The following is a 20,836-nucleotide window of genomic DNA, read 5'->3' as shown; positions in this document are numbered from 1 at the left end:
GCATTAGGCAATATGCCACTTCGACAGCGCGTCTTTAAGTATCTCGTGACGCCAACCCTGGAATAGGTCGGGCTTCAGGAAGGTCTTTCTCTGCTGCTCATCCAATTTCCAGTTCCAGCCAATCACCTGATTGATCTGCTTTTTCGAGGCAAATACATCCACCGGAATATCGTGTTCCCTGGCCACTTCTGCGATTGCTTGTTTTATTTCTTTCGCAGCCCCTTTATATCCGGGATAATCAATCAGCCGTTGCACGCGCGCAGGTAATTCTGATTCCTGTACCGCTTTACCTGCTTCAATACAGGCGAGAATTTCTTTACCTGAGCGATTCACTTCCATTGGCTCAACACCCGGTACATTTCGCAAGCTGTTTAAAGAGCTCGGTCTGCGCTTTGCTATTTCGACCATATTATGTTCTTTTAGCACAAAATTAAGGGCGAGATTCTTTTTCTCGGCCTTATTCTGCCGCCAACTGGCCAGTGTTCTTAAGACGGCAAGATCGCGCGGCTTTAACTGCCAGACATTTTTAATACCCAGATAGAGATAGTGATCCGGCGTTCTGAATGCGCGCTTTTGGGCGATCAGCTGCGACTCACACGTTACTATGTGCGATAGTCCCTTTTCGGCAATCTTCTTGCTGATCGTCTGGTAGCAAGGTAACAGGTAGAATACGTCAGCTGCGGCATATTCCAGCTGACTTGCCTGCAATGGGCGCTTAAGCCAGTCCGTTCTGGACATACTCTTATCGAGCTCAATATCGAGCATCGACTTGACCATATTGGCAAACCCCACGCAATTACCCTCTCCTAGCAACTGCAGCGCAAATTGGGTGTCGAACAAAGGTGTTGGCACAAACCCCGCAAACTTTTGAAATACTTCAATATCTTCAGAGGGTGAATGCAATACTTTGACAATCTGTTCATCGCGAAGTAAATGCCATAACCCTGAAAAATCTAGCTCACTTAACGGGTCTATCAACGCCAGATGCTCGCCATCGTAGACCTGAATTAAGGCAATCTCAGGATACAAAGTTCTGCGACGCATAAATTCTGTGTCTATAGCCAGCACCTGGCTATCTGACAGGTTGGCTATAAAGGCATCGAGCTCTGCTTGTTGCTGGATAAATTGATACTGCACATTTACTCCCTATAAAAAACCGGCTTTCGCCGGTTTCTTTTTACTTTAATGCCCTACGCAATATTTTGCCGACATTGGTCTTAGGCAATTCATCTCTGAATTCGACCAATTTAGGGACTTTATAATTGGTTAGCTTGTCGCGACAGTGTTTTATTATATCTTTTTCTGTCAAAGATGGATCCTTTCTTACAACAAAAACTTTAACCTGCTCACCACTTACATCATGTGGCACGCCAACGGCAGCGACTTCTAATACACCATCGTGCATCGCAACCACTTCTTCAATTTCATTAGGGAAGACGTTAAAACCAGATACCAGGATCATGTCTTTCTTACGGTCTACGATGTAGAAGAAACCTTCATCATCGTAAATGGCTATATCACCGGTTGCAAACCAGCCTTCCTGCAAACACTCGGCCGTTGCATCCGGACGATTATAATAACCAGCCATGACTTGCGGGCCTTTAACACACAATTCACCAGGCTCGCCCTTTGGTACTTCTTCGCCCTGATCGTTAATGACTTTCAACTCGGTGCTTGGTGCCGGTAAGCCGATAGAACCGTTATAACCATCCAGGTCCCAAGGGCAAATTGTTACCAGTGGTGCACACTCTGTCAGGCCGTAGCCTTCCATTAGTTTACTCTGTGTCACTTTCTGCCAGCGCTCAGCAACGGGTCGCTGCACCGCCATACCGCCACCTAAAGACATCTTCAAAGTAGAAAAGTCCAATTCAGAGAACCCTGGAGTGTTCAGCAGACCATTGAATAAGGTATTTACACCTGTAATGGCCGTAAACGGATATTTTGCCAGTTCTTTAACGAAGCCAGGCATATCCCGTGGATTAGTGATCAGAATATTGTGACCGCCATACTTCATAAACGTCAGGCAGTTCGCTGTCAGCGCAAAGATATGGTAAAGCGGTAGCGCAGTTATCACCACTTCTCGACCTTTATCCAGCACCTTATCTAGACAGCCTGATACCTGTTCAAGGTTGGCAACCATATTGCCATGGGTCAGCATCGCGCCTTTAGAAACGCCTGTGGTACCGCCGGTATACTGCAAAAATGCCAGATCGGTAAGACTAATCTCAGGCACCTTATACTGGTTCGGATCAGCGCTAATTGCGTTGGCAAACGGAATTGCATTGGGCAAGCTGTAGTCTGGCACCATTTTCTTTAGCTTTTTGACAACAAAATTGACTAAATGCTTTTTGACGCCGCCAAGCATGTCACCAATTTGTGTGACAACAATATGTTTAACACCTGTCGTAGGCAATGCCTTTTCAAGTGTATGTGCAAAGTTGGCCAATATGAAGATTGCTTTCGCTTCTGAATCATTGAGCTGGTGTTCAAGCTCTCGTACCGTGTACAAAGGGTTGACATTAACAACGGTACAGCCTGCTCTCAGCACGCCCAAAATGGTTACAGGTGTTTGTAGCAGGTTTGGCATCATCACCGCTACTTTGTCCCCTTTACCTAACTTAAGGGTATTTTGAATGTAACTGGCAACGGCCTTGGTTGCTTCATCAACTTGTTGGTAAGTCATTGTTTTGCCCATGTTACTGTAAGCCGGTAACTGAGCAAACTCTCTAAAACTGTTGTCGAATAATTCAAGCAGCGAGTTGTAGTGTTCTGGGTCGATTGTTTCAGGCATCCCTTCGGGGTAGCGCTTTAACCAGATTTTTTCCACTCTTAGCTCCTGTGTTCTCGTTATTTTTTATATTGGTCTTACCTTAATATAATTAAGGTACGCAAACAATTGAGTAAATACTCTAAAGCTGGGATAGTCCCACATTTAACACAAATATACAATCAGGAAACGCCAGTATGCGTCATATGTGTTAAGATCTTTGCCAACACTTGCTCCGGCTCTTCCATATGGCAATGATGGCCTCCCGCCACTTCAACGCATGTAAACTCTTTAAAACATTGAGAAAACTGCTGTAAACTGTGTTTCATTTGTGCGTAGCCAGACGTTCCCATTATTGCTAAAGTCGGCGTTTCAGTGTCTTGTAACAAAGAATGCGCCTGAGCACGTGAAAAGCGTGTTGTTGAGGGCAACTTCAACTTAGGATCCGTCGTTAAGCGCGCGCCCTCTTCAAGCACTTCTATATTTCGCTCCATTAATATAGCAGCAATTTCCTCGCTGAAGTCACTCACTTTCACTCGAGCTTTGATGATAGCCTGTTTATCAGCAAACAGCCGCTTAGTGGTGTTATTAAATTGTTCATTTGCGTCACGTGCAGCAAACGCCTGAAGCAACTGTTGCTTTGCATTCTTATCGCTTTGATATAGCAGACCAATACCGTCTATCAATGTCAAGGTATTTACTTTCTCTGCATACAAGCTGGTGAATAACCCTCCCACCAACGCCCCCATAGAGTGGCCGACAATGTCGCATCGCGCAATCTCCATGGCTCGAAGAAAGCGCAAAATATCATAAACATACTCGACAAAGTAATAATGGGCATCAACACTGCGCCAGGCTGACTTACCATGCCCGGCAAAATCTAACGCAATGAATCTGTAGGATTGCAAGGTATCATCGCCAAGACTATCAAGAATAGGAATAAAGCTATTACTGTTGTCCTGCCAGCCATGTAGCATTAATACAGTTTGGGGACCCTGGCCAATTTCCTGATAGGCAAAACCCGCTACTTTCCCTTGTTTTATCTTATTTTTATTAGCAGTCAACATAAATTCATATTCTTATTGAACGTATTACATTAATATTCTACGCATTCTGGCTCACGTGCAAAGCATAAATCGCATATCCAACAGCGATTTACTAAGCACACAGGTGAGCACACATACGGGAACATTAAGGATCATCTATGACACGTAAAATAAGTGCCCTCGCGTTTGCCCTGGGCTGTACCTTGTCAAACTCGGCGTTCGCAGCACCCAAAAACATCATATATATGATTGGCGATGGCATGGGGCCGGCCTTCACTACGGCCTATCGCTATATGCAAGACGATAAGACAACCAAAATAGTTGAGCCCACCGTATTTGATTCAATCCTGGTTGGTATGGCCCACACATACCCGGACGATGATACGGTTGTTACAGACAGTGCAGCGGGCGCCACGGCCCTGAGCACTGCCTCGAAAAGCTATAACGGAGCCATTGCGGTAGATACACACAAAAAATCGCTTAAAACCATGCTGGAGATTGCCAAAGAGCAAGGCATGACCACAGCTCTGGTCGCAACGTCACAGATCAACCATGCTACACCGGCCAGCTTTGCCGCACACAATGAGTCGCGTCGTAACTATGATGAAATCGCCGACGATTATATCGATAACAAAGTTGCTGGTAAGCTACCTGTCGATTTAATGCTTGGTGGTGGCACCAAGTACTTTATTCGCGACGACCGCAACCTGGTCAGCGAGTTTAAAGAAGCGGGTTACCAGTATACAGATAAGTTCAACAAGCTTGACTCATTAAGTCGCCTGCCCGCACTTGGGCTTTTTGCTGATGTCGCTTTTCCTCATGCAATCGACAGTGATGAGCCAAAGCGGCTGACAACCATGACCAATAAAACACTGAGGTTACTGGACAAGCACAATGAGAAAGGCTTCTTTGTTATGATCGAGGGCAGCCAGATTGACTGGTGTGGTCATGCCAATGATATCGCGTGTGCAATGAAAGAAATGGACGATTTTGCAGGCGCAATAAAGGCTGCAAAAGCATATATTGATGCCAACCCAGACACTTTATTGGTTGTCACGGCCGACCACTCTACCGGTGGCCTGACTTTAGGCAGTAATGGCGTGTATCAATGGAAAACAGAGGTCGTTGAACAAGTCAAAGCCTCAGTCAAAGAGCTGACAAATACCCTGTTCGATATGAAGGCAGACCAAATGGCCAAGACCTGGACGCAATTGACGGGTTTACCTTTTGATAAAGAGACGGAAAAAGCGCTTACAGGCGCACAAAAGGACTCGAAAGAGGCGCTGTATAAAGCGGCCAATAAGCTCATCAATGATGCCAGCTTTACAGGTTGGACAACCAAAGGACACACAGCGATTGACGTACAGATCTTTGCCTATGGTCAGGGTCGCGATGCGTTTATTGGCTCGTTAAACAATACCCAGATTGCAGATAAGCTGATTTCCTTCATAGAGAAGTAATGAGCTATGCAGCGGGTCAAACATGGGGCCCGCCTATTCATACTGACTGGTCGGCGGCATTTTGCTGCTGACTTGCTTCGGTCTGAGTCTGTAATAACGTCATAGCCTCTTCGATGGGCATGGCTTTGTAATAGAGAAACCCTTGCACACAATCCACCTGCGACTGCTTTACCAGATTCTCCTCCTCTTTCGTTTCAACTCCTTCTGCCACCAGCCTGAAACCAAGCTTAGCTATCATCTCTGACAGATTGGTATACAAAGACACGGATTTACAGTTGTAGTTGTCGGGCAAAAGGCTTCTGTCCAGTTTAATGGTGTCGATATTCAACTTGGATAACACAGACAGGCAAGAATACCCGGTACCGAAATCATCCATTGCACAGGCAATATGATGTGCTCGCAATAAATTAACCACATCAACCGTACGATTAAAGTCCTCGATATAACTGGACTCAAGTAACTCAACCTCAACCTGGCCGGGATAATCTGCGAAGGCTTTCACAATACGTTTGTACCCCCCGCTCAGCAAGTTTTGTGGTGAAATATTAAAGCTTACTTTGGGTCCGAATCCTTCCCGTGCAAAGTGCTCCAGGTCGACTTCTAATTGGTCAATTACAAAGTTATCTATGATGTGGAGTAGCCCGTGTTGCTCCAGCGTTGCCAAAAACCAGGGGCCCTGAACCCTGCCATCGGTGTCTTTTAGCCTTAATAAGGCTTCAAAGCCTACCACCGCCTTAGTGTAAGGGTTTATTTTTGGCTGATAAAAAAGCATCAGCTCGCCACTGTTCAGTGCATCAGTGACTTCCTTGAGACTGTGAACATTGATCTGTTCCTCACGCTGCGTGCGGGTATAAGAGCTTTCAGCCCCCGCTTCTATCAGCCTGCCTGTGGTAAATCGCTTAAGTAACACATCCAGCGCTTTCCCGGATAAATTATGATCCCGGTTAAATTTTAAAAACGGATAATAAAGCGCCGCATTCAGCGCGATTAATAAGAGCTGCAGCAAAACACCACTAACACTTTGCGTAAGCAGCCAGCCGCTAACGAACACCGGTGTGAACCAGGGAATATCCATTGCTGGATCTAAAGCTATCATCCCTGTTGAAATACAGCCGTAGGCAATTAATGCATTTAGCAACGGGCTAAGCAAAAATGGGATCAGCAGATAAGGATTAAATACAATGGGTAAAGCATAGAGCATAACTTCGCTGATGTTAAACAGTGCAAGCGGCGATGCAATCATGGCGATGCTGCGCTCATGACGTGCATTTTTAAGCAGCAATGAGGCAATGATCAGTCCCCAAATACAGCCCGTACCACCGATTATTACAAAGCAAGTGTAAAAGGCATAGCTCGATAGCTGAGGTAACACCTGATAATCGGTTAGCTCCCCTGAAACCAGCAAGTGATAGGTATTGTCACCATGCACACCGATGAACCACAGTAAATGTGAAAAAATCAGCTGAGCCGACACTTTCTCGAACACATTCCAGGTCGGGTTAAGGAGTTTTAGGGTACTGTGAAGCTGACCTGCGAAATGATCTAAAACCGGGATCACCAGTAAAATTATCGCAGTAACCAGAATGTACGGGATGATCAGGTTCAGGTGTTTGCGCAAAAACAGGCTGATTGAGCTTATTCCAACCAGTCTCAGCCAGCGTATTCGCTCGATATAAGCCAGCAAATAGCAGCAAAGGACTGGCATAAGCAGTGAATACAACATGCCATTACGATGCACTATGCTAAGTGTTCCCTGGCTAATTTCGATGTAACCTGTGGTTGCTGTGAAGCAGGCAAGCACCAGAACAGGGCCTGCGATGGTGTGGATTTTAAGGTTTTTCGACAGATAGTAGCTAAACGATATCAGGGTTAACAGCGGAAAGATCCCCCATACCAGAGTGTTAAAGTCACCCAGTGCCTGATACTTTAATTTATGTAAGTCATCACCAAGCCACTGATTGAGCAGAGTGATCACAGACGCAACGATAAAAAACGGGATCAACGCGATGTAGCCTTCGCGCAGTGACAAAACAACCGTATTTGAAGAAAGTTTCAGTGCAAACTGGTTGAATCTGTTCAGCAAACTCGTAACCATAATTTGTTATTTTCTTTTAACATTACTCCAAAAGCAGATTAAAACAAATCAATTGACTAAATTTTTGCTGAAAAAAATTCAAGCGAGCGTGTGCTCTGATACAACATGAAAAATAGTATTGAGAGATGGCAGTTCAGGCGTAAATACTGACACCAAGTAAAGACTGCACTTCGCTGCGCCGCTCCTGGTTTTGGATGGCGCTATAGGCTTGCATAGCGACACTGGTCTTATAACTGGGTTGGTCGTAGATAACGTCGCGCTTGTCTGCAGTGTACTGCTGTGCAAGTGCAACGCCGGCATCCGAAAAATTTAGCTTTGCGCTCGGTTTGGGAGGCGTAACGGGTTCACTGGCAGCAGGTTTAGCAACCGACTGCCTCAGCTGATAAGTATCCTGATTCTGAACAAGCTGGTTGATTTTCATCAGTCAATATCACTAAAAACCCAACACACCAATATAAGATTAGCCTGTTATTCGCGCCCGGGCAACTTCTTCCAGGTGACCGTATCTCTGACATACTGTGGCTGAGCGTCAGCGGCATTAACAACTTGCCCGGACTCAAACTGTGCAGCGCCAATTTCAAGCATATATTCTGCATGTGGTAAGGTGATAGCGTCGTGCACGTCGAGTGCTAATTTTTCGGCAACCTCTGAATAAGTCTGCCAGCCAGTGCCCACGGCCAGCACGCCTGCAAAATCCCCTTCAATAAGTTCAGGCTTGATCACGCTTTCATCACCCAAAGCAACTGCCTGATTGTTTTCTGAGCGGGTATAATGACAAAGATACACTTCGCCCATCCGTGCATCGATGGCAACAAGGACTTGTTTAGCATCCGTTTGTGCAAAGGCCTGCTGCGCCATAGCCTGCAAAGTAGAAACCCCCGCCAATTGCAAATTACCCGAATACGCCAGGCCCTGTGCAACAGACACCCCGATCCGCACCCCGGTAAAACTACCCGGTCCGCGACCGAATACCAGACCATCCAGGTCTTTGAGCTGACAACCGGCCTCAGAAAACAGCTGCTCAACTAAAGGGAGTATTTTCTGACTGTGTTGCTGAGGGCACTCTTCAAAGTGACGATAAAGGTTGCCGTTAAACGACAACGCCAGGCTCAGAGCTTCTGTTGAAGCATCCAGGGCAAGCAAATTAGTTTTCATGCTGGTCAATATTCTCTAAAAATGACAAGGCCTTATCCAGATCACGGGTCCGCGACATGGGAGGCAAACTTTTAATAAAGGTTTCACCGTATTTTCGCGTAACCAGACGATTATCGCAAATAATTAGCACACCTTTGTCTTTCTTATCACGAATGAGACGCCCCACACCCTGCTTTAGCGCAATAACGGCAAGCGGAAGCTGAATTTCATCAAACGGCTCTTTGTCCTGCAATTGGGCATCTTTCATTCGGGCCTGTAATAACGGATCATCCGGTGAGGTAAACGGCAATTTATCTATGAGTACACAACTGAGCGTATCGCCGCGCACATCAACGCCTTCCCAGAACGATGCGGTGCCCATAAGTACCGCATTACCATGACGGACAAATTGCTCCAGAATAATGCGCTTTGACGCCTGACCCTGCATGAATACCGGATATTCGGTTGCGGTGCTAAGCCCTTCGTAGACCAGATGCATAACGCGGTAACTGGTAAAGAGTAAAAACGTGCGCCCCTTGGCGGCATTGATCACTTGCTTTGCAATTTTTACCAACGCATGTGGCATCATTTCATCTTTGGTTTCGGGCAAATAACGAGGCAGGCAAAGCACCGCCTGCGATTCGTAATCAAACGGGCTATCGACGATGGCCTGATGGTCAGGCTCTAGGCCCAGGCTGGCATTGAAGTGCGCCAGGCTGTTGTCTACCGACAAAGTGGCCGAGGTAAACACAAAGCTAGCCTCACTTTTAGCCATCATGTCTTTAAAGCGGTTCGATACATCCAGAGGCGTAATGTGTATGGTCAAAAAGCGCCGGGTGGTTTCAAACCAATAGCTAAAGCCCGGCAGACTCACGTCAAAGGCTCTGTCGAGTTGCCCTTTAAAGGACAACACCCGCTCCAGCGGATGCTCAATCTTATCAGAGCGGTCCAGGCACAACTTAAGCACCTGATATAAAAAATCCAGATTGCTGATCACTCTGTGCAGCGCATCGCAGATCACTTTATCCTGAAGCTTTTCCCGCCAATCACCACGGGCACCATCGCTGCCAAACACCAGTCGCAGATCAGCCACACTGGTCTCCAGCTTGTTTAGCGTTTTGCCCAGCTGCAGCATATCGGGTATATCACTGCGATAAATCAATCTTAAATCATTGATCAGCGCATGTAGTTGTTTGGTACTGATAGACTCCCCAAAGTAATCTGATGCAATTTCACCCAGCTGGTGCGCCTCGTCGAAAATATAGCTATCTGCGGTTGGCATCAACTCAGCAAAGCCCGACTCTTTGACCGACATATCGGCAAAAAACAGATGATGGTTAATCACTACCAGATCCGCTTCAGCCGCCTTGATCCTTGCCTTACGTATATAACACTCTGCAAAGTCGGGGCAGTCTTTTCCTAAGCAGTTATCCGCAGTGGAATTAACATAAGGCAGTACTTTGGCGTCTTCTTCAATGCCCACACAATCAGCCAGGTCGCCACTTTGGGTTTCTGTGGCAAACTTGGCCACCATCGCCAGCTGGTGCATAACATCAGGGTCGTCACTGGGCACATGCGCTACATGCTCATTCAAACGATAAGTGCAAAGATAATTCGCCCGGCCCTTGAGTAAGGCCACTTTACGACCTTTGCCAAGTGCTTTGAGTAGTTCGGGCAAATCTCTGTGGTAAAGTTGTTCCTGCAATGCTTTAGAGCCGGTCGAAATAATGACCTTTTTGTCGTTCACAAGCGCCGGAACCAGATACGCAAACGTTTTACCTGTCCCAGTACCCGCTTCCACCACACATTGTCCACCCTCTTTAACCACCTGATCTATAGCTTCAGCCATATCGATTTGAGGCTGTCTTGGCTGATAACCGCTAAAGTGGTGAGCCAGGGGACCGTTTTCTGAAAAATACTGAGTGATAGACAAAATTAAAGCACTGCATAATGACTGGGCGAGGCAATTTTATGGTGGATAAGGAGCAAGCGCAAGTCAGCACGCCTTTATCACTTACATCTCATAAAAGCAGCACAAAATCCTTAATTTTTGAATTGTGTTACCTGGCTTTCGACTTGATACCCGTTTTTGCTCAAAGTGGCCTCTGAGCATCAAGAAAAAACTCATTCAACTCTTTGAAGAAATAGAATAAATTCCCTCCTTTATCGAGAAAAAGGTACCACACTGTGGCACATATAAGAAATATACCCATAAGAAAGATTCCAAGAGAATTTCCTGCTATTTCTGCGGCAGGTGATCCCTTGGGAAGCTTGCCAAATCCATAGCGCCGATAAGCAAGATAAGAAACCCGGATATAATAAATGCCACCCGGTAGGCCAAAAAATATAACCCCTATCGTAAAAAGGGCGTAGATAACTAAGTCGAACCAGTTGTTAATTTCCAATTTTATTTCCCACAAACGTAACCAGACAGCCCTATTAACAGCTTTTATTTGTCGGCTGCCTGCACTCTAAAAACTAGTAGACAGGTTGAAACTACTCATCGACTGCATCGATTTCCAAATACCTTTTTATACCAATATGACTGTTGATTGTGCTTAAACCATATTCTGTTGCCTTCACTCAGAAATGCCTTTAGCTGCTTCATATTAACGCCGTAGCGATAAAACAGGGCGATGATCTCTTTTAGTTCTTCATCGTCCAGGGACTGGTTTGTATCAATGACTACCGAAAACCCTAGCCCATAGACATCATTAACGCCTGACAACGCATTTAATCGGTCAAAAAAGCTCTGCTCATCCGCCGGTGACAAAAATTTAATACTCTTTGCTTCTAACTTCATGTCTTTGTTATTTTTATGGTCGATAAATATTCAAGGCCGTTTACAGTCAGCAGATAGATTAATGCACACATCAGCGCGCTTTTCTCTTCTCGCAGGCCTGTAAGATAATTCTTTTCTGCTCATTGCTGGATGACTGCCACTTCATGATTTCATTGAGCGTTCTATAACACCCGACACAAATATCGTTATCGTCGAGGCAACAATGGCGGATACAAGGCGATGGCACCTGCACCGCTTTTTCAGGTGTCGAATTGGGTTCTTTGTTTACGCTCATCAATCTACTCCGTCACACTGCACCAGGCATTATACCCCATTAGACACGAGCAAAGATATTTTGCTTGCCAGCTGACAAAAAATGACTATTATGCGCACAGCAAAGCAGGCAGCAAGCCATAAAGCCCAGAGCCATGAGGTTAAGACTACTTCTTCTCTTTTGCTTTAATGACACACTTTTTGATTTTGATACGACTAAATATAGGAAATCAGGTTGGCCGCTTTAGTTCATTTTCGTGCAGGGCACGACGACTCAACAACAGATGACACACTGTTTTCACTCATTGCTGATGATTTACTGAGCCAGGGTTATAGCATTCGCCCCGGCGCACTCCCGTGCGACCTGGCAGATGACTTACTGGCCTATCAGCACAGTTTAAGTACGCAAAAGTATGAACATGCCGGCATTGGCCGTGGCGATGATTTCTTACATAACGATTTTGTGCGTACAGACGAAATTTGCTGGATAAACGGCGAGTCAGAGCCCGGACAGCGCTGGCTTGACTGGACCAGTCGGTTACAGCAATTTTTGAACCGTCGCTTGTTCATGGGCCTGTTTTCTTTTGAAAGCCATTTTGCACATTACGCCAGCGGCAGTTATTACAAACGCCATTACGACGCGTTCAGGGGCGAGACCAACCGCGTCCTCTCGCTGGTTACCTACCTGAACCCTGGCTGGGCACATGATGATGGGGGTGAAATGGTACTCTATCGGGATGACAATGACCTTGAAGGAATAAAAGTCGTGCCATTACACGGCACGCTTGCTTTGTTTTTAAGTGAAGAATTCCCTCATGAAGTACTCCCGGCTAAACGGGACAGATACTCTATCGCTGGCTGGTTTAGGGTCAATACCTCCATTGCGGGCAAAATAGATCCACCAAGATAAAAGCGCGGCCAACGAAGATAAGTTACCTTACCGGGGCCTGAGAGAATTTTAGGCCCAGGTATCCAAATGTTGTTCTTCGTCGTCGATCTCGCTACCATCGTCGCTTTCTTTGCGGGCTTCTTCTTCATGATGTTTTTTCTGCGCCATTTCCTGTAAGTATTTTTTACGCTTAATCTTTTCTATTCGGTTGTCGAGTACACCCGCAACTTTAAAGGGGCCATCATGACTCACCTGCAACCGAACGATCGGCGCCAGAAACGGCTTAAATGCATCCATAACCCACCTCTTTTCGTGGTATTTCATGCCTTTATTATCGACAGTTATAATTTATTCTTTAATTTATGCAAAAAAGTACTTGCGCGCAATTCCTCTCCTGTGTTTATCTATAAATACATTTTGAGCGCCTGATGCGCGTCACGTTTTAGATAAACAACAAGAGAATCTGACATGCTTATTACACTGACAGCTATCCATCATCACCATCATACACCGGGATAACCTGTCAGGTATTTCGCTGGTGGGTTATTCCTTCAAGGAACCTCCGGCGAACTAGCACTCAACATAATTTATTTTCGCCCTGAGGTTCCCTCGGGGCTTTTAGTTTTTAAACTTAGGAAATAAATTATGAACACCAACAACCGCTTACGAATTGCAATTCAAAAATCTGGCCGTCTTTCTAAGGACTGTCAGTCACTACTCAAACAGCTTGGGATTAAACTCAATCTGCGCGAACAGCGCCTGATCGCCCACTCTACCAATATGCCAATCGATGTCCTGAGAGTCCGTGATGACGATATTCCGGGTTTGGTGATGGACGGTGTGTGCGACCTGGGCATTGTTGGCGAAAATGTACTGGTCGAAACTCAGGCAGAGCGCCAGCGTAATGGGCAGCCCAGCGAAGTCAGCAAGCTCGCAAAACTCGACTTTGGTTACTGTCGCCTGGCACTGGCCTGGCCTCAGGAGCTGGGTATGCAGGATAAAAGCTGGTTCAACGGCAAACGCATAGCAACCACATACCCTGAGATTTTGAAGCAGTACCTTGAACAAGAGCAGATCGATGCCAGCGTCGTTATGCTAACGGGCTCGGTAGAAGTAGCTCCTCGTGCAGGTCTTGCCGACGCCATCTGCGATTTGGTATCGACCGGTGCAACCCTCGAAGCAAACGGCCTGATGCAGGGCGACACCATTTTAGAATCGAACGCTTGCCTTATCCAAAACGCCAATCTTAATGACGACGATAAGCTCTCACTTATCAATAAGCTGATGCCCCGTTTGCGTGGTGTTAAACAGGCAAAAGAAAGCAAATACATTATGCTGCACGCGCCAAAAGCGAAACTTGATGAGATCTGTGCGTTGTTGCCGGGGACAGGTCAACCAACTTTGCTTGCTCTAGCCGGAAGCGAAGAATATGTTGCTCTGCACATGGTCAGCAGTGAAACCCTGTTCTGGGAAACCATGGAAGAGCTCAAAGCCCTCGGCGCAAACTCCATTCTTGTTATGCCAATCGAAAAAATGATGGAGTAACGACGCATGTTTATCTGGAATGAGGCAAACCAGGCACAGCAAAAGGCAGCACTTGAACGCCCGGCCGTCACTATCAGTGATGAACTGGAAAAAGTGGTTGCAGAAATCATTGCAGAAGTCGAGCTAAACGGTGATGAAGCCTTGCTAGAATATGCCCGCAAGTTCGATAAACGTGCTCAGCCCCGGTTACTGGTATCCGCTGAAGAAATACAAGCCAGTGAAGGAGCCATTTCACCGGAACTTAAACAGGCAATCGATCAGGCTTATAGTAATATTCGCGCATTTCACGCACTACAAGTGCCCGTAGAAAAACGCCTCGAAACACAACCAGGTGTTATATGCGAGCTTAAGTATCAAGCCATTGAAGCGGTTGGTCTGTACGTTCCGGGAGGCAGTGCACCACTGCCGTCTTCTGTACTTATGCAAGGGGTCTGTGCGCAACTGGCAGGGGCACAAACAATTGTATTGTGTACCCCAGTTAACGGTGAACAAAGCATTGATCCTGCAATTTTATATGCAGCCAAAAAATGCGGCATTACCACAATCGTCGAAAGTGGTGGTGCTGGTGCAGTTGCTGCAATGGCGCTGGGTACCCAGAGCGTACCAAAAGTAGACAAAGTGTTTGGACCCGGAAACGCCTTTGTAACAATGGCCAAACAGCTACTGTCGCAATCGCTTCCAGGATTTGCCATTGATATGCCCGCAGGACCCTCAGAAGTATTGGTCATTGCCGATGAGCGCGCTAATCCGGCTTACGTTGCCGCGGATCTGCTCTCGCAAGCCGAACATGGCCCCGACTCTCAGGTACTGCTGCTCAGTAACAGCAAACAACTTATTACAGAGGTCCAGGGCGAGCTGGACCGTCAGTTGTTGCAACTAAACCGCGCAGATATTGCCAAACAGGCACTGGAAAATAGCACGCTTATTCTGGTCGAAGATATGGAACAGGCGTTTGCGGTTAGCGCAGAGTACGGACCGGAGCACCTGATCTTACAGCTCGGTGAACCAGAGCCCTATCTGCCTTTAGTGAAAAATGCCGGCTCGGTATTTGTTGGTGACTACACGCCAGAATCGGCAGGTGATTACGCGTCAGGGACCAACCATGTATTGCCAACGTATGGTTACAGTCGTTGCTATTCGAGCCTTAACCTGCTCGATTTTTATCGTACCTATACGCAACAAACAATCAGTAAAGGGGGTTTACAGTTGCTAAGCAAGGCCATTTTACCCCTGGCTGAGGCGGAAGGCCTGGATGCCCACGCCAATGCTGTCAAAATAAGGCTGGAGAACAACGCATGAGCCAAATTCAATTACCTGAAAACATCGCCTCACTGAACGCTTATAGTTCAGCTAAGAGCGAAAAGCTTACCGGCACAACCTGGCTTAATGCCAACGAAAGCCCTTATTCAAGGCGTGTGAGCCTCAACTTTGAAGCACTTAACCGCTATCCGGATCCACAGCCCGAAGCGGTGATCAACGCCTACGCCAGTTATGCGGGCCTTAGCCCGGAGCAGGTGTTAATGACGCGTGGCGCTGATGAAGGCATAGAGCTGTTAGTGCGTACTTATTGTACACCCGGACAAGACAAAATCGCTTTGTTCCTGCCAACGTACGGCATGTATAAAGTAACGGCAGATACCCACAATGTCGGGATCACAGCACTTGAGCAGAGCCTGCTGCAACAAGGCAGCGCTGCAGAAATTGCAGACGCTGTTGGCAACGCCAAGCTGGTATTTATCTGTAACCCCAATAACCCGACCGGCGCAACGGTAAGCACAGACAAAATTGCTGCGATTACAGCTGCCCTCAAAGGCAAGGCACTGGTTATTGTCGATGAAGCATATATTGAGTTTTGTGAACAACTCACCGCAGCGAGCCTGTTATCGGATTTCGATAACCTGGTGGTACTACGTACTTTGTCTAAGGCATTTGCCCTGGCCGGGCTCAGAACCGGGTTTACGTTAGCTTCACCCAAGGTACTTGCACCAGTACGCAAGGTTATCGCCCCTTATCCGGTGTCTACGGTGGTAGCGCAAATCGCACAAGAAGCGCTGACTCCGGATGCCATTACCCAGATGCGCCGTCAGGTCAGTATTCTCAATAAAGCAAAAGAAAAGCTCACTGAGGTACTTGGTGGTTCCGAAAAAATTGCCAAAGTCATGATTGGCGAAGGCAACTTTATTACAGTCCAGGTACGGCAAGTAAACGATATTAAACAGGCGATGCAATCAGGTCTTATCATGCGTCCCTTTACCCTCTTCGGTGAGGATAATTGGTTACGCATTTCAATTGGTAGCGAGCAGGAATTAGAACAAGTCAGACGCTGGCTGACACAACCACAGGCAGAACAACAACAATGAGCACACCTTATTTATTCATCGACCGAGATGGCACATTAATTGAAGAACCCATTTCGGACAAACAGGTAGACAGTCTGGAAAAACTGGCCTTGCTGCCCAATGTGATCCCGGCTTTACTGTCGCTACAAGCCGCAGGTTACAAACTGGTCATGGTCTCAAATCAGGATGGACTGGGCACCGATAGCTTTCCAGAGGAAGACTTCGCCCTGCCCCACAATCAAATGATGGCGATTTTTACCAGTCAGGGGATCCGTTTTGAAGAGGTGTTGATTTGCCCACACTTTGACGAAGACAACTGTCAGTGCCGAAAACCTAAAACGGGTTTGCTGACCAGCCTGATGCGCTCCGGTAAAGTTGATCTTGCAAATTCCTATGTGATTGGTGACAGGCAAACCGATGTCGAACTGGCTAACAATCTGTGTATAGAAGGTATTCTTTATGATGACAACTGGCCTGAAATTGTCACTCGCTTGACAACCCAAAACCGTCAGGCATCAGTACAACGTAATACCAAAGAAACGCAGATCAGTCTGGCACTTAACCTCGACCAAAATAGTGTCGGATCTATCAGTACAGGCCTTGGCTTTTTCGACCACATGCTGGATCAAATTCGCACTCACGCAAACATCGGTCTGACGATAGAAGCCAGCGGCGATCTGCACATTGATGAGCACCACCTGGTAGAAGACATTGGCATTGCTCTTGGGCAAGCACTGAAACAAGCGCTCGGCACTAAGTCACAGATCGCCCGTTATGGCTTCGCATTGCCAATGGATGAATGCAAAGCTGAGTGTCAGCTGGACTTATCTGGCCGGGCATCATTTGTGCTGAACGCCGACTTTAGTCGCGAAAAAGTGGGCGATCTGGATGTGCAAATGGTTGAACACTTCTTTAAGTCGCTGGCAGATAACGCCAACATCAGCCTGATCCTGTCAGTCAGCGAAGGCAACTGCCACCACCAGGTTGAAGGCTTGTTTAAAGTCTTTGCGCGAGCGCTGCGCATGGCCATCGCCAAAGATACCAGCCAGCAAACTGCAAGCTCTAAGGGGTGCTTATGATTGCCATCATTAACACGGGCTGTGCCAATATCAACTCGGTACGCTTTGCCTTTGAACGTCTGGGTGTGAATCCGGAAGTGATCCGCGACCCGGCAAAGCTAAAGCAATTTGACAGGGCGGTGCTACCTGGCGTCGGACACGCCTCTGTGGCAATGAAACGCCTGCGCGACCAGGGTTGGGACACCGCTATCGCTGAGTATCAGAATCCGCTCATGGGCATTTGTCTTGGCATGCAGCTGCTGTGCGACGAAACCGAAGAAGGGAGCGTTCAGTGTCTGGGTCAAATTCCCGGCAAAGTCAGCTACCTTGAAACCGGTCAGTTAACCAGTCCGCACATGGGCTGGAATACCTTGTCTGTGTGCAAGGCACATCCCCTGACACAAGGGCTTAACCCAGACGATCAGGTGTATTTTGTCCATAGTTTTGCCCACACCAGCAACGCCAGTACACTGGTCGAAAGTGAATATGGCACGCGCTTCTCAGCCGTGGTTGCCAAAGACAACTATGCCGGTATGCAGTTTCACCCGGAAAAAAGCGCCAAAGTCGGTGCAACATTACTGAATAACTTCCTGAACTGGCAATTATAAGGACAAGATAATGATCATTCCTGCATTAGATGTATTACAAAACCAGATTGTACGCCTGTATCAGGGCAAGTATGACACCGCACAGTTCTACCCTTTCGAGCTGGCAAGTCGCTTAAAAGCCTATCAGGATGCGGGCGCCACCAAATTGCACCTGGTTGATCTGGAAGGCGCGCGCGACCCACAAAAGAAACAATGGCAACAGATCCAGCAAGCCACAGCCGAGCTGACGGCCCCTTATCAGGTGGGCGGCGGGATCCGTCGTTATGAAGACGTGAAGCAATGGCTTAAAGCGGGTGCACAACAAGTTGTGATTGGTTCCATGGCTGTAGATAGCAAAGAAGAAGTCGCCGCATGGATTGAAGAGTTTGGTGCCGAGCGCTTTGTTATCGCACTGGATGTAAAACACAGCGCTTCGGGATGGGCAGTTGCCACCCATGGCTGGCTCGAGGAGTCTCAGTTAAGCCTGTTTGAACTCATTGATTTTTACCTGGCGCTGGGCGTGTATGATTTCTTATGTACGGACATCAGTAAAGATGGCACTATGACAGGTCCCTCTTTTGCGCTCTACCAGGAAATCGTCGCGCACAGTCCAGGCGTCAGGGTTCAGGCTTCGGGCGGGGTCAGCAGTTTAGATGATATTCGTCAGTTAATTGAACTGGGCGTAAGTGGAATTATTCTGGGTAAGTCGTTACTGGATGGCGCATTTACTGTTGAGGAGGCAATCGCATGTTATCAAAGCGCATAATCCCCTGCCTCGATGTCAAAAATGGCCAGGTTGTTAAAGGCGTTAAGTTTAAACAACACGAAATCGTTGGCGAGATCCTTGAGCTTGCCGCGCTTTACAGTCAGGCCGGGGCCGATGAACTGGTGTTTTATGAGATCAGTGCCAGCGTTGAGAAACGCTTGCTGGATGTTAACTGGGTCAGGGACATAGCCCGCCATATTGATATTCCTTTTTGCGTCGCTGGTGGCATTAAGTCGGTGGCGGATGCCGCAAAGGTGCTAGAGCAAGGTGCTGATAAAATCTCCATTAACAGCCCGGCTATCGCACGGCCCGAGCTCATTAAAGAGCTGCACGATGAGTTTGGCAAACAATGTGTGGTCGTTGGTATAGACAGCTTTTTTGATGCCAACACCGGCGAATATCTGGTGTACCAGCTAACCGGCGACCCTAACAGCGCCAGCCAGACACGCTATAAAACCAGTGAATGGGTACAGCGTGTTCAGGAACTTGGAGCCGGAGAAATTGTTCTCAACTGCATGAACCAGGATGGCGTAAGAAAAGGCTATGACATTGAACAGCTGAGCAACATTCGCAAACAATGTGACGTACCACTGATTGCCTCAGGCGGCGCGGGCGTTATGCAGGACTTTGTTGATGTATTTCAGCAAGCCGACGTCGATGGTGCGCTGGCAGCCAGTGTCTTTCACAAACAGCTCATTGAAATTGATGCGCTTAAACAATACTTAGCAGCTAACAAGGTACCTTGCAGATTATGAAACTCACCCCGGAAAACCTAACCAGTTTAGACTTCAATAAAATGTCGCTGATCCCCGCCATCGTTCAGGACGCACAAAGCGGTGTTATCCTCATGCAGGGCTTTATGGATCAGACTGCACTCAACGCGACTTTTGAAAAAGGCCTTATCACCTTCTACTCTCGCTCAAAACAGCGGCTGTGGACCAAAGGTGAAGAGTCAGGCAATGTATTAAAACTGGTTTCAGCCTACACAGATTGCGATCGCGACAGCCTGCTGCTGCTTGCAAACCCGGCCGGACCAACCTGCCACCTCGGCACACAAAGTTGCTTTGCCGACGCGCGTCCGGCAATTAGCTTCCTGTGTGAGCTGGAGCGCGTCATTTGCGAGCGCAAAGACGCCGATCCAGAACAAAGTTACACGGCCTCTTTGTTCGCCAAAGATCTCAGTCGCAGCTGCCAAAAAGTCGGTGAAGAAGGCGTTGAGGTGGCACTGGCGGCCATGAAGCAAGATCAACTCGAATTGCGCAACGAATCTGCGGATCTGCTCTACCACCTGATTGTATTGCTGCAACGCAGTGGTTTATCCCTTGAGCAGGTTGTAGAAACACTGAGCGAACGTCATAAATAACGCTGAGTTTTCTGCGAACTCAGCCTGCTTCATGCTATGCTCAGGCCAGTTGAGTCAGTTCAGGCTCAACTGGCTCCACAATTCAGATGAAGGATATAGCCATGGATCATCGCCAGTTTATTCTCCCTATTGCGCTGCTATCACTCACCGCATGTCAACAGCTACCAGCTGACGTACAACAACGTGTAGACACAATGAGTGACTGTGAAAAAGTACTTGCCCTGACAAGCGGCGCCCAGGATGACTTTGCCCAGCTTAAAGGCAGTGAGGTCAGCTCACCATTGATGAGCGCCTGGCAACCAAAAGCCCACTTAATCGCCAATAGTTGTCAGATCAATCAATATAGTAGCGGGCGTGTCGCCTATGAATGCACTAAATCATTCATTACCGAGTCTGACGCGACAGCACTGTTTAATAACGTCGATCAGCAATTAAGTGCCTGCCTGGGCACCGCATGGCAAAAAGACCAAGTAAAAACCACTGCCCTGCTTTATACCAGTGGCGCATCAGAGGCGAAAATTTCCCTTAGCCAGGGAACTGGTCTGGACCGTAATGAGCCTTGGGTTATCTCATTAGAAATCTCACAATAGCAGCATCACGGGCAGGTGTTTATCATCTGCCCAACTTTTGTCTAATTTGACAACAAACACGCCGCATTCTTTAATAAATCTTTGATCCGCTCTTAATTATTAGTACCTAAAGTGGCATAGTGTTGTTAGTAGTTAAGGTGGG

The 20,836-nt window shown here is 47.3% G+C and carries 22 protein-coding genes; 11 read left to right on the top strand and 11 right to left on the bottom strand.

What is annotated here, in order from left to right; translation table 11 throughout:
* Positions 1–3: 3 nt before the first annotated feature.
* From rnd to C3B51_RS11385, 3 genes are all read right to left on the bottom strand, one after another.
* Positions 4–1,137: a ribonuclease D gene (rnd, locus tag C3B51_RS11395; RefSeq protein WP_130245123.1), complete on the bottom strand. Its 1,134-nt coding sequence runs from the start codon at positions 1,135–1,137 to the stop codon at positions 4–6.
* A gap of 40 nt (positions 1,138–1,177) precedes the next feature.
* On the bottom strand, positions 1,178–2,827 hold the full coding sequence (gene fadD, locus C3B51_RS11390; RefSeq protein ID WP_125718118.1) for a long-chain-fatty-acid--CoA ligase FadD: 1,650 nt from the start codon (positions 2,825–2,827) through the stop codon (positions 1,178–1,180).
* Positions 2,828–2,949: 122 nt separating this feature from the next.
* A complete protein-coding gene (locus tag C3B51_RS11385) occupies positions 2,950–3,834 on the bottom strand; it encodes an alpha/beta fold hydrolase (RefSeq protein WP_130245122.1) in 885 nt (294 codons plus the stop codon).
* 137 nt (positions 3,835–3,971) lie between these two features.
* Here C3B51_RS11385 and C3B51_RS11380 point away from each other — a divergent pair, with 137 nt between their 5' ends.
* Positions 3,972–5,273, top strand: a complete 1,302-nt coding sequence (locus C3B51_RS11380) for an alkaline phosphatase (RefSeq protein WP_130245121.1) — start codon at positions 3,972–3,974, stop codon at positions 5,271–5,273.
* Positions 5,274–5,310: 37 nt separating this feature from the next.
* Here C3B51_RS11380 and C3B51_RS11375 read toward each other — a convergent pair whose 3' ends face one another.
* The 7 genes from C3B51_RS11375 to C3B51_RS11345 all read right to left on the bottom strand — a co-directional run bounded on the left by C3B51_RS11375 (position 5,311) and on the right by C3B51_RS11345 (position 11,579).
* A complete protein-coding gene (locus C3B51_RS11375; protein ID WP_240701891.1) occupies positions 5,311–7,356 on the bottom strand; it encodes an EAL domain-containing protein in 2,046 nt (681 codons plus the stop codon).
* A gap of 145 nt (positions 7,357–7,501) precedes the next feature.
* Positions 7,502–7,789 carry a hypothetical protein gene (locus C3B51_RS11370; RefSeq protein WP_130245119.1) on the bottom strand — a complete coding sequence of 96 codons (288 nt, stop codon included), beginning with the start codon at positions 7,787–7,789 and terminating at the stop codon, positions 7,502–7,504.
* A gap of 47 nt (positions 7,790–7,836) precedes the next feature.
* Positions 7,837–8,523, bottom strand: a complete 687-nt coding sequence (tsaB, locus tag C3B51_RS11365; RefSeq protein ID WP_125718128.1) for a tRNA (adenosine(37)-N6)-threonylcarbamoyltransferase complex dimerization subunit type 1 TsaB — start codon at positions 8,521–8,523, stop codon at positions 7,837–7,839.
* Entirely contained in the window at positions 8,513–10,435 is a 1,923-nt protein-coding gene (locus C3B51_RS11360; RefSeq protein WP_130245118.1) for an ATP-dependent DNA helicase, read from the bottom strand. The genes tsaB and C3B51_RS11360 overlap by 11 nt, the downstream gene beginning before the upstream one ends.
* A gap of 160 nt (positions 10,436–10,595) precedes the next feature.
* Entirely contained in the window at positions 10,596–10,907 is a 312-nt protein-coding gene (locus C3B51_RS11355; protein WP_130245117.1) for a hypothetical protein, read from the bottom strand.
* 95 nt (positions 10,908–11,002) lie between these two features.
* Complete coding sequence (locus C3B51_RS11350) at positions 11,003–11,305, bottom strand: hypothetical protein (RefSeq protein ID WP_130245116.1); 303 nt, start codon at positions 11,303–11,305, stop codon at positions 11,003–11,005.
* Between the two features lie 70 nt (positions 11,306–11,375).
* Positions 11,376–11,579, bottom strand: a complete 204-nt coding sequence (locus tag C3B51_RS11345; RefSeq protein ID WP_130245115.1) for a DUF1289 domain-containing protein — start codon at positions 11,577–11,579, stop codon at positions 11,376–11,378.
* A gap of 213 nt (positions 11,580–11,792) precedes the next feature.
* Between C3B51_RS11345 and C3B51_RS11340 the strand changes: the two genes are divergently transcribed.
* Complete coding sequence (locus C3B51_RS11340) at positions 11,793–12,467, top strand: 2OG-Fe(II) oxygenase (RefSeq protein ID WP_130245114.1); 675 nt, start codon at positions 11,793–11,795, stop codon at positions 12,465–12,467.
* Positions 12,468–12,515: 48 nt separating this feature from the next.
* Here the strand turns inward: C3B51_RS11340 and C3B51_RS11335 are convergent, their stop codons facing one another.
* Positions 12,516–12,743 carry a hypothetical protein gene (locus tag C3B51_RS11335; RefSeq protein WP_130245113.1) on the bottom strand — a complete coding sequence of 76 codons (228 nt, stop codon included), beginning with the start codon at positions 12,741–12,743 and terminating at the stop codon, positions 12,516–12,518.
* A gap of 348 nt (positions 12,744–13,091) precedes the next feature.
* Between C3B51_RS11335 and hisG the strand changes: the two genes are divergently transcribed.
* The 9 genes from hisG to C3B51_RS11290 all read left to right on the top strand — a co-directional run bounded on the left by hisG (position 13,092) and on the right by C3B51_RS11290 (position 20,694).
* A complete protein-coding gene (hisG, locus tag C3B51_RS11330; protein ID WP_125718142.1) occupies positions 13,092–13,991 on the top strand; it encodes an ATP phosphoribosyltransferase in 900 nt (299 codons plus the stop codon).
* A 6-nt stretch (positions 13,992–13,997) separates the two neighbouring features.
* Positions 13,998–15,290, top strand: coding sequence for a histidinol dehydrogenase (hisD, locus tag C3B51_RS11325; protein ID WP_130245112.1), 1,293 nt, complete (start codon positions 13,998–14,000; stop codon positions 15,288–15,290).
* A complete protein-coding gene (gene hisC / locus C3B51_RS11320) occupies positions 15,287–16,351 on the top strand; it encodes a histidinol-phosphate transaminase (protein ID WP_130245111.1) in 1,065 nt (354 codons plus the stop codon). Before hisD ends, hisC begins: the two co-directional genes overlap by 4 nt.
* Positions 16,348–17,409, top strand: a complete 1,062-nt coding sequence (hisB, locus tag C3B51_RS11315; protein ID WP_125718148.1) for a bifunctional histidinol-phosphatase/imidazoleglycerol-phosphate dehydratase HisB — start codon at positions 16,348–16,350, stop codon at positions 17,407–17,409. Before hisC ends, hisB begins: the two co-directional genes overlap by 4 nt.
* A complete protein-coding gene (hisH, locus tag C3B51_RS11310; protein WP_130245110.1) occupies positions 17,406–17,996 on the top strand; it encodes an imidazole glycerol phosphate synthase subunit HisH in 591 nt (196 codons plus the stop codon). The genes hisB and hisH overlap by 4 nt, the downstream gene beginning before the upstream one ends.
* A gap of 10 nt (positions 17,997–18,006) precedes the next feature.
* A complete protein-coding gene (hisA, locus tag C3B51_RS11305; RefSeq protein WP_130245109.1) occupies positions 18,007–18,741 on the top strand; it encodes a 1-(5-phosphoribosyl)-5-[(5-phosphoribosylamino)methylideneamino]imidazole-4-carboxamide isomerase in 735 nt (244 codons plus the stop codon).
* Positions 18,723–19,496 carry an imidazole glycerol phosphate synthase subunit HisF gene (gene hisF / locus C3B51_RS11300; protein ID WP_125718154.1) on the top strand — a complete coding sequence of 258 codons (774 nt, stop codon included), beginning with the start codon at positions 18,723–18,725 and terminating at the stop codon, positions 19,494–19,496. The genes hisA and hisF overlap by 19 nt, the downstream gene beginning before the upstream one ends.
* On the top strand, positions 19,493–20,104 hold the full coding sequence (hisIE, locus tag C3B51_RS11295; RefSeq protein WP_130245108.1) for a bifunctional phosphoribosyl-AMP cyclohydrolase/phosphoribosyl-ATP diphosphatase HisIE: 612 nt from the start codon (positions 19,493–19,495) through the stop codon (positions 20,102–20,104). Before hisF ends, hisIE begins: the two co-directional genes overlap by 4 nt.
* Positions 20,105–20,205: 101 nt before the next feature.
* Positions 20,206–20,694 (top strand): hypothetical protein, encoded by a 489-nt coding sequence (locus C3B51_RS11290; RefSeq protein WP_130245107.1) that lies wholly within the window; start codon positions 20,206–20,208, stop codon positions 20,692–20,694.
* Positions 20,695–20,836: the final 142 nt, after the last annotated feature.

Source organism: Pseudoalteromonas rubra (assembly GCF_004212645.1).
Classification (GTDB): Bacteria; Pseudomonadota; Gammaproteobacteria; order Enterobacterales; family Alteromonadaceae; genus Pseudoalteromonas; species Pseudoalteromonas rubra_G.
Note: the sequence above shows the minus strand (reverse complement) of the source record. Positions and strands in the feature narration are given on the sequence as shown.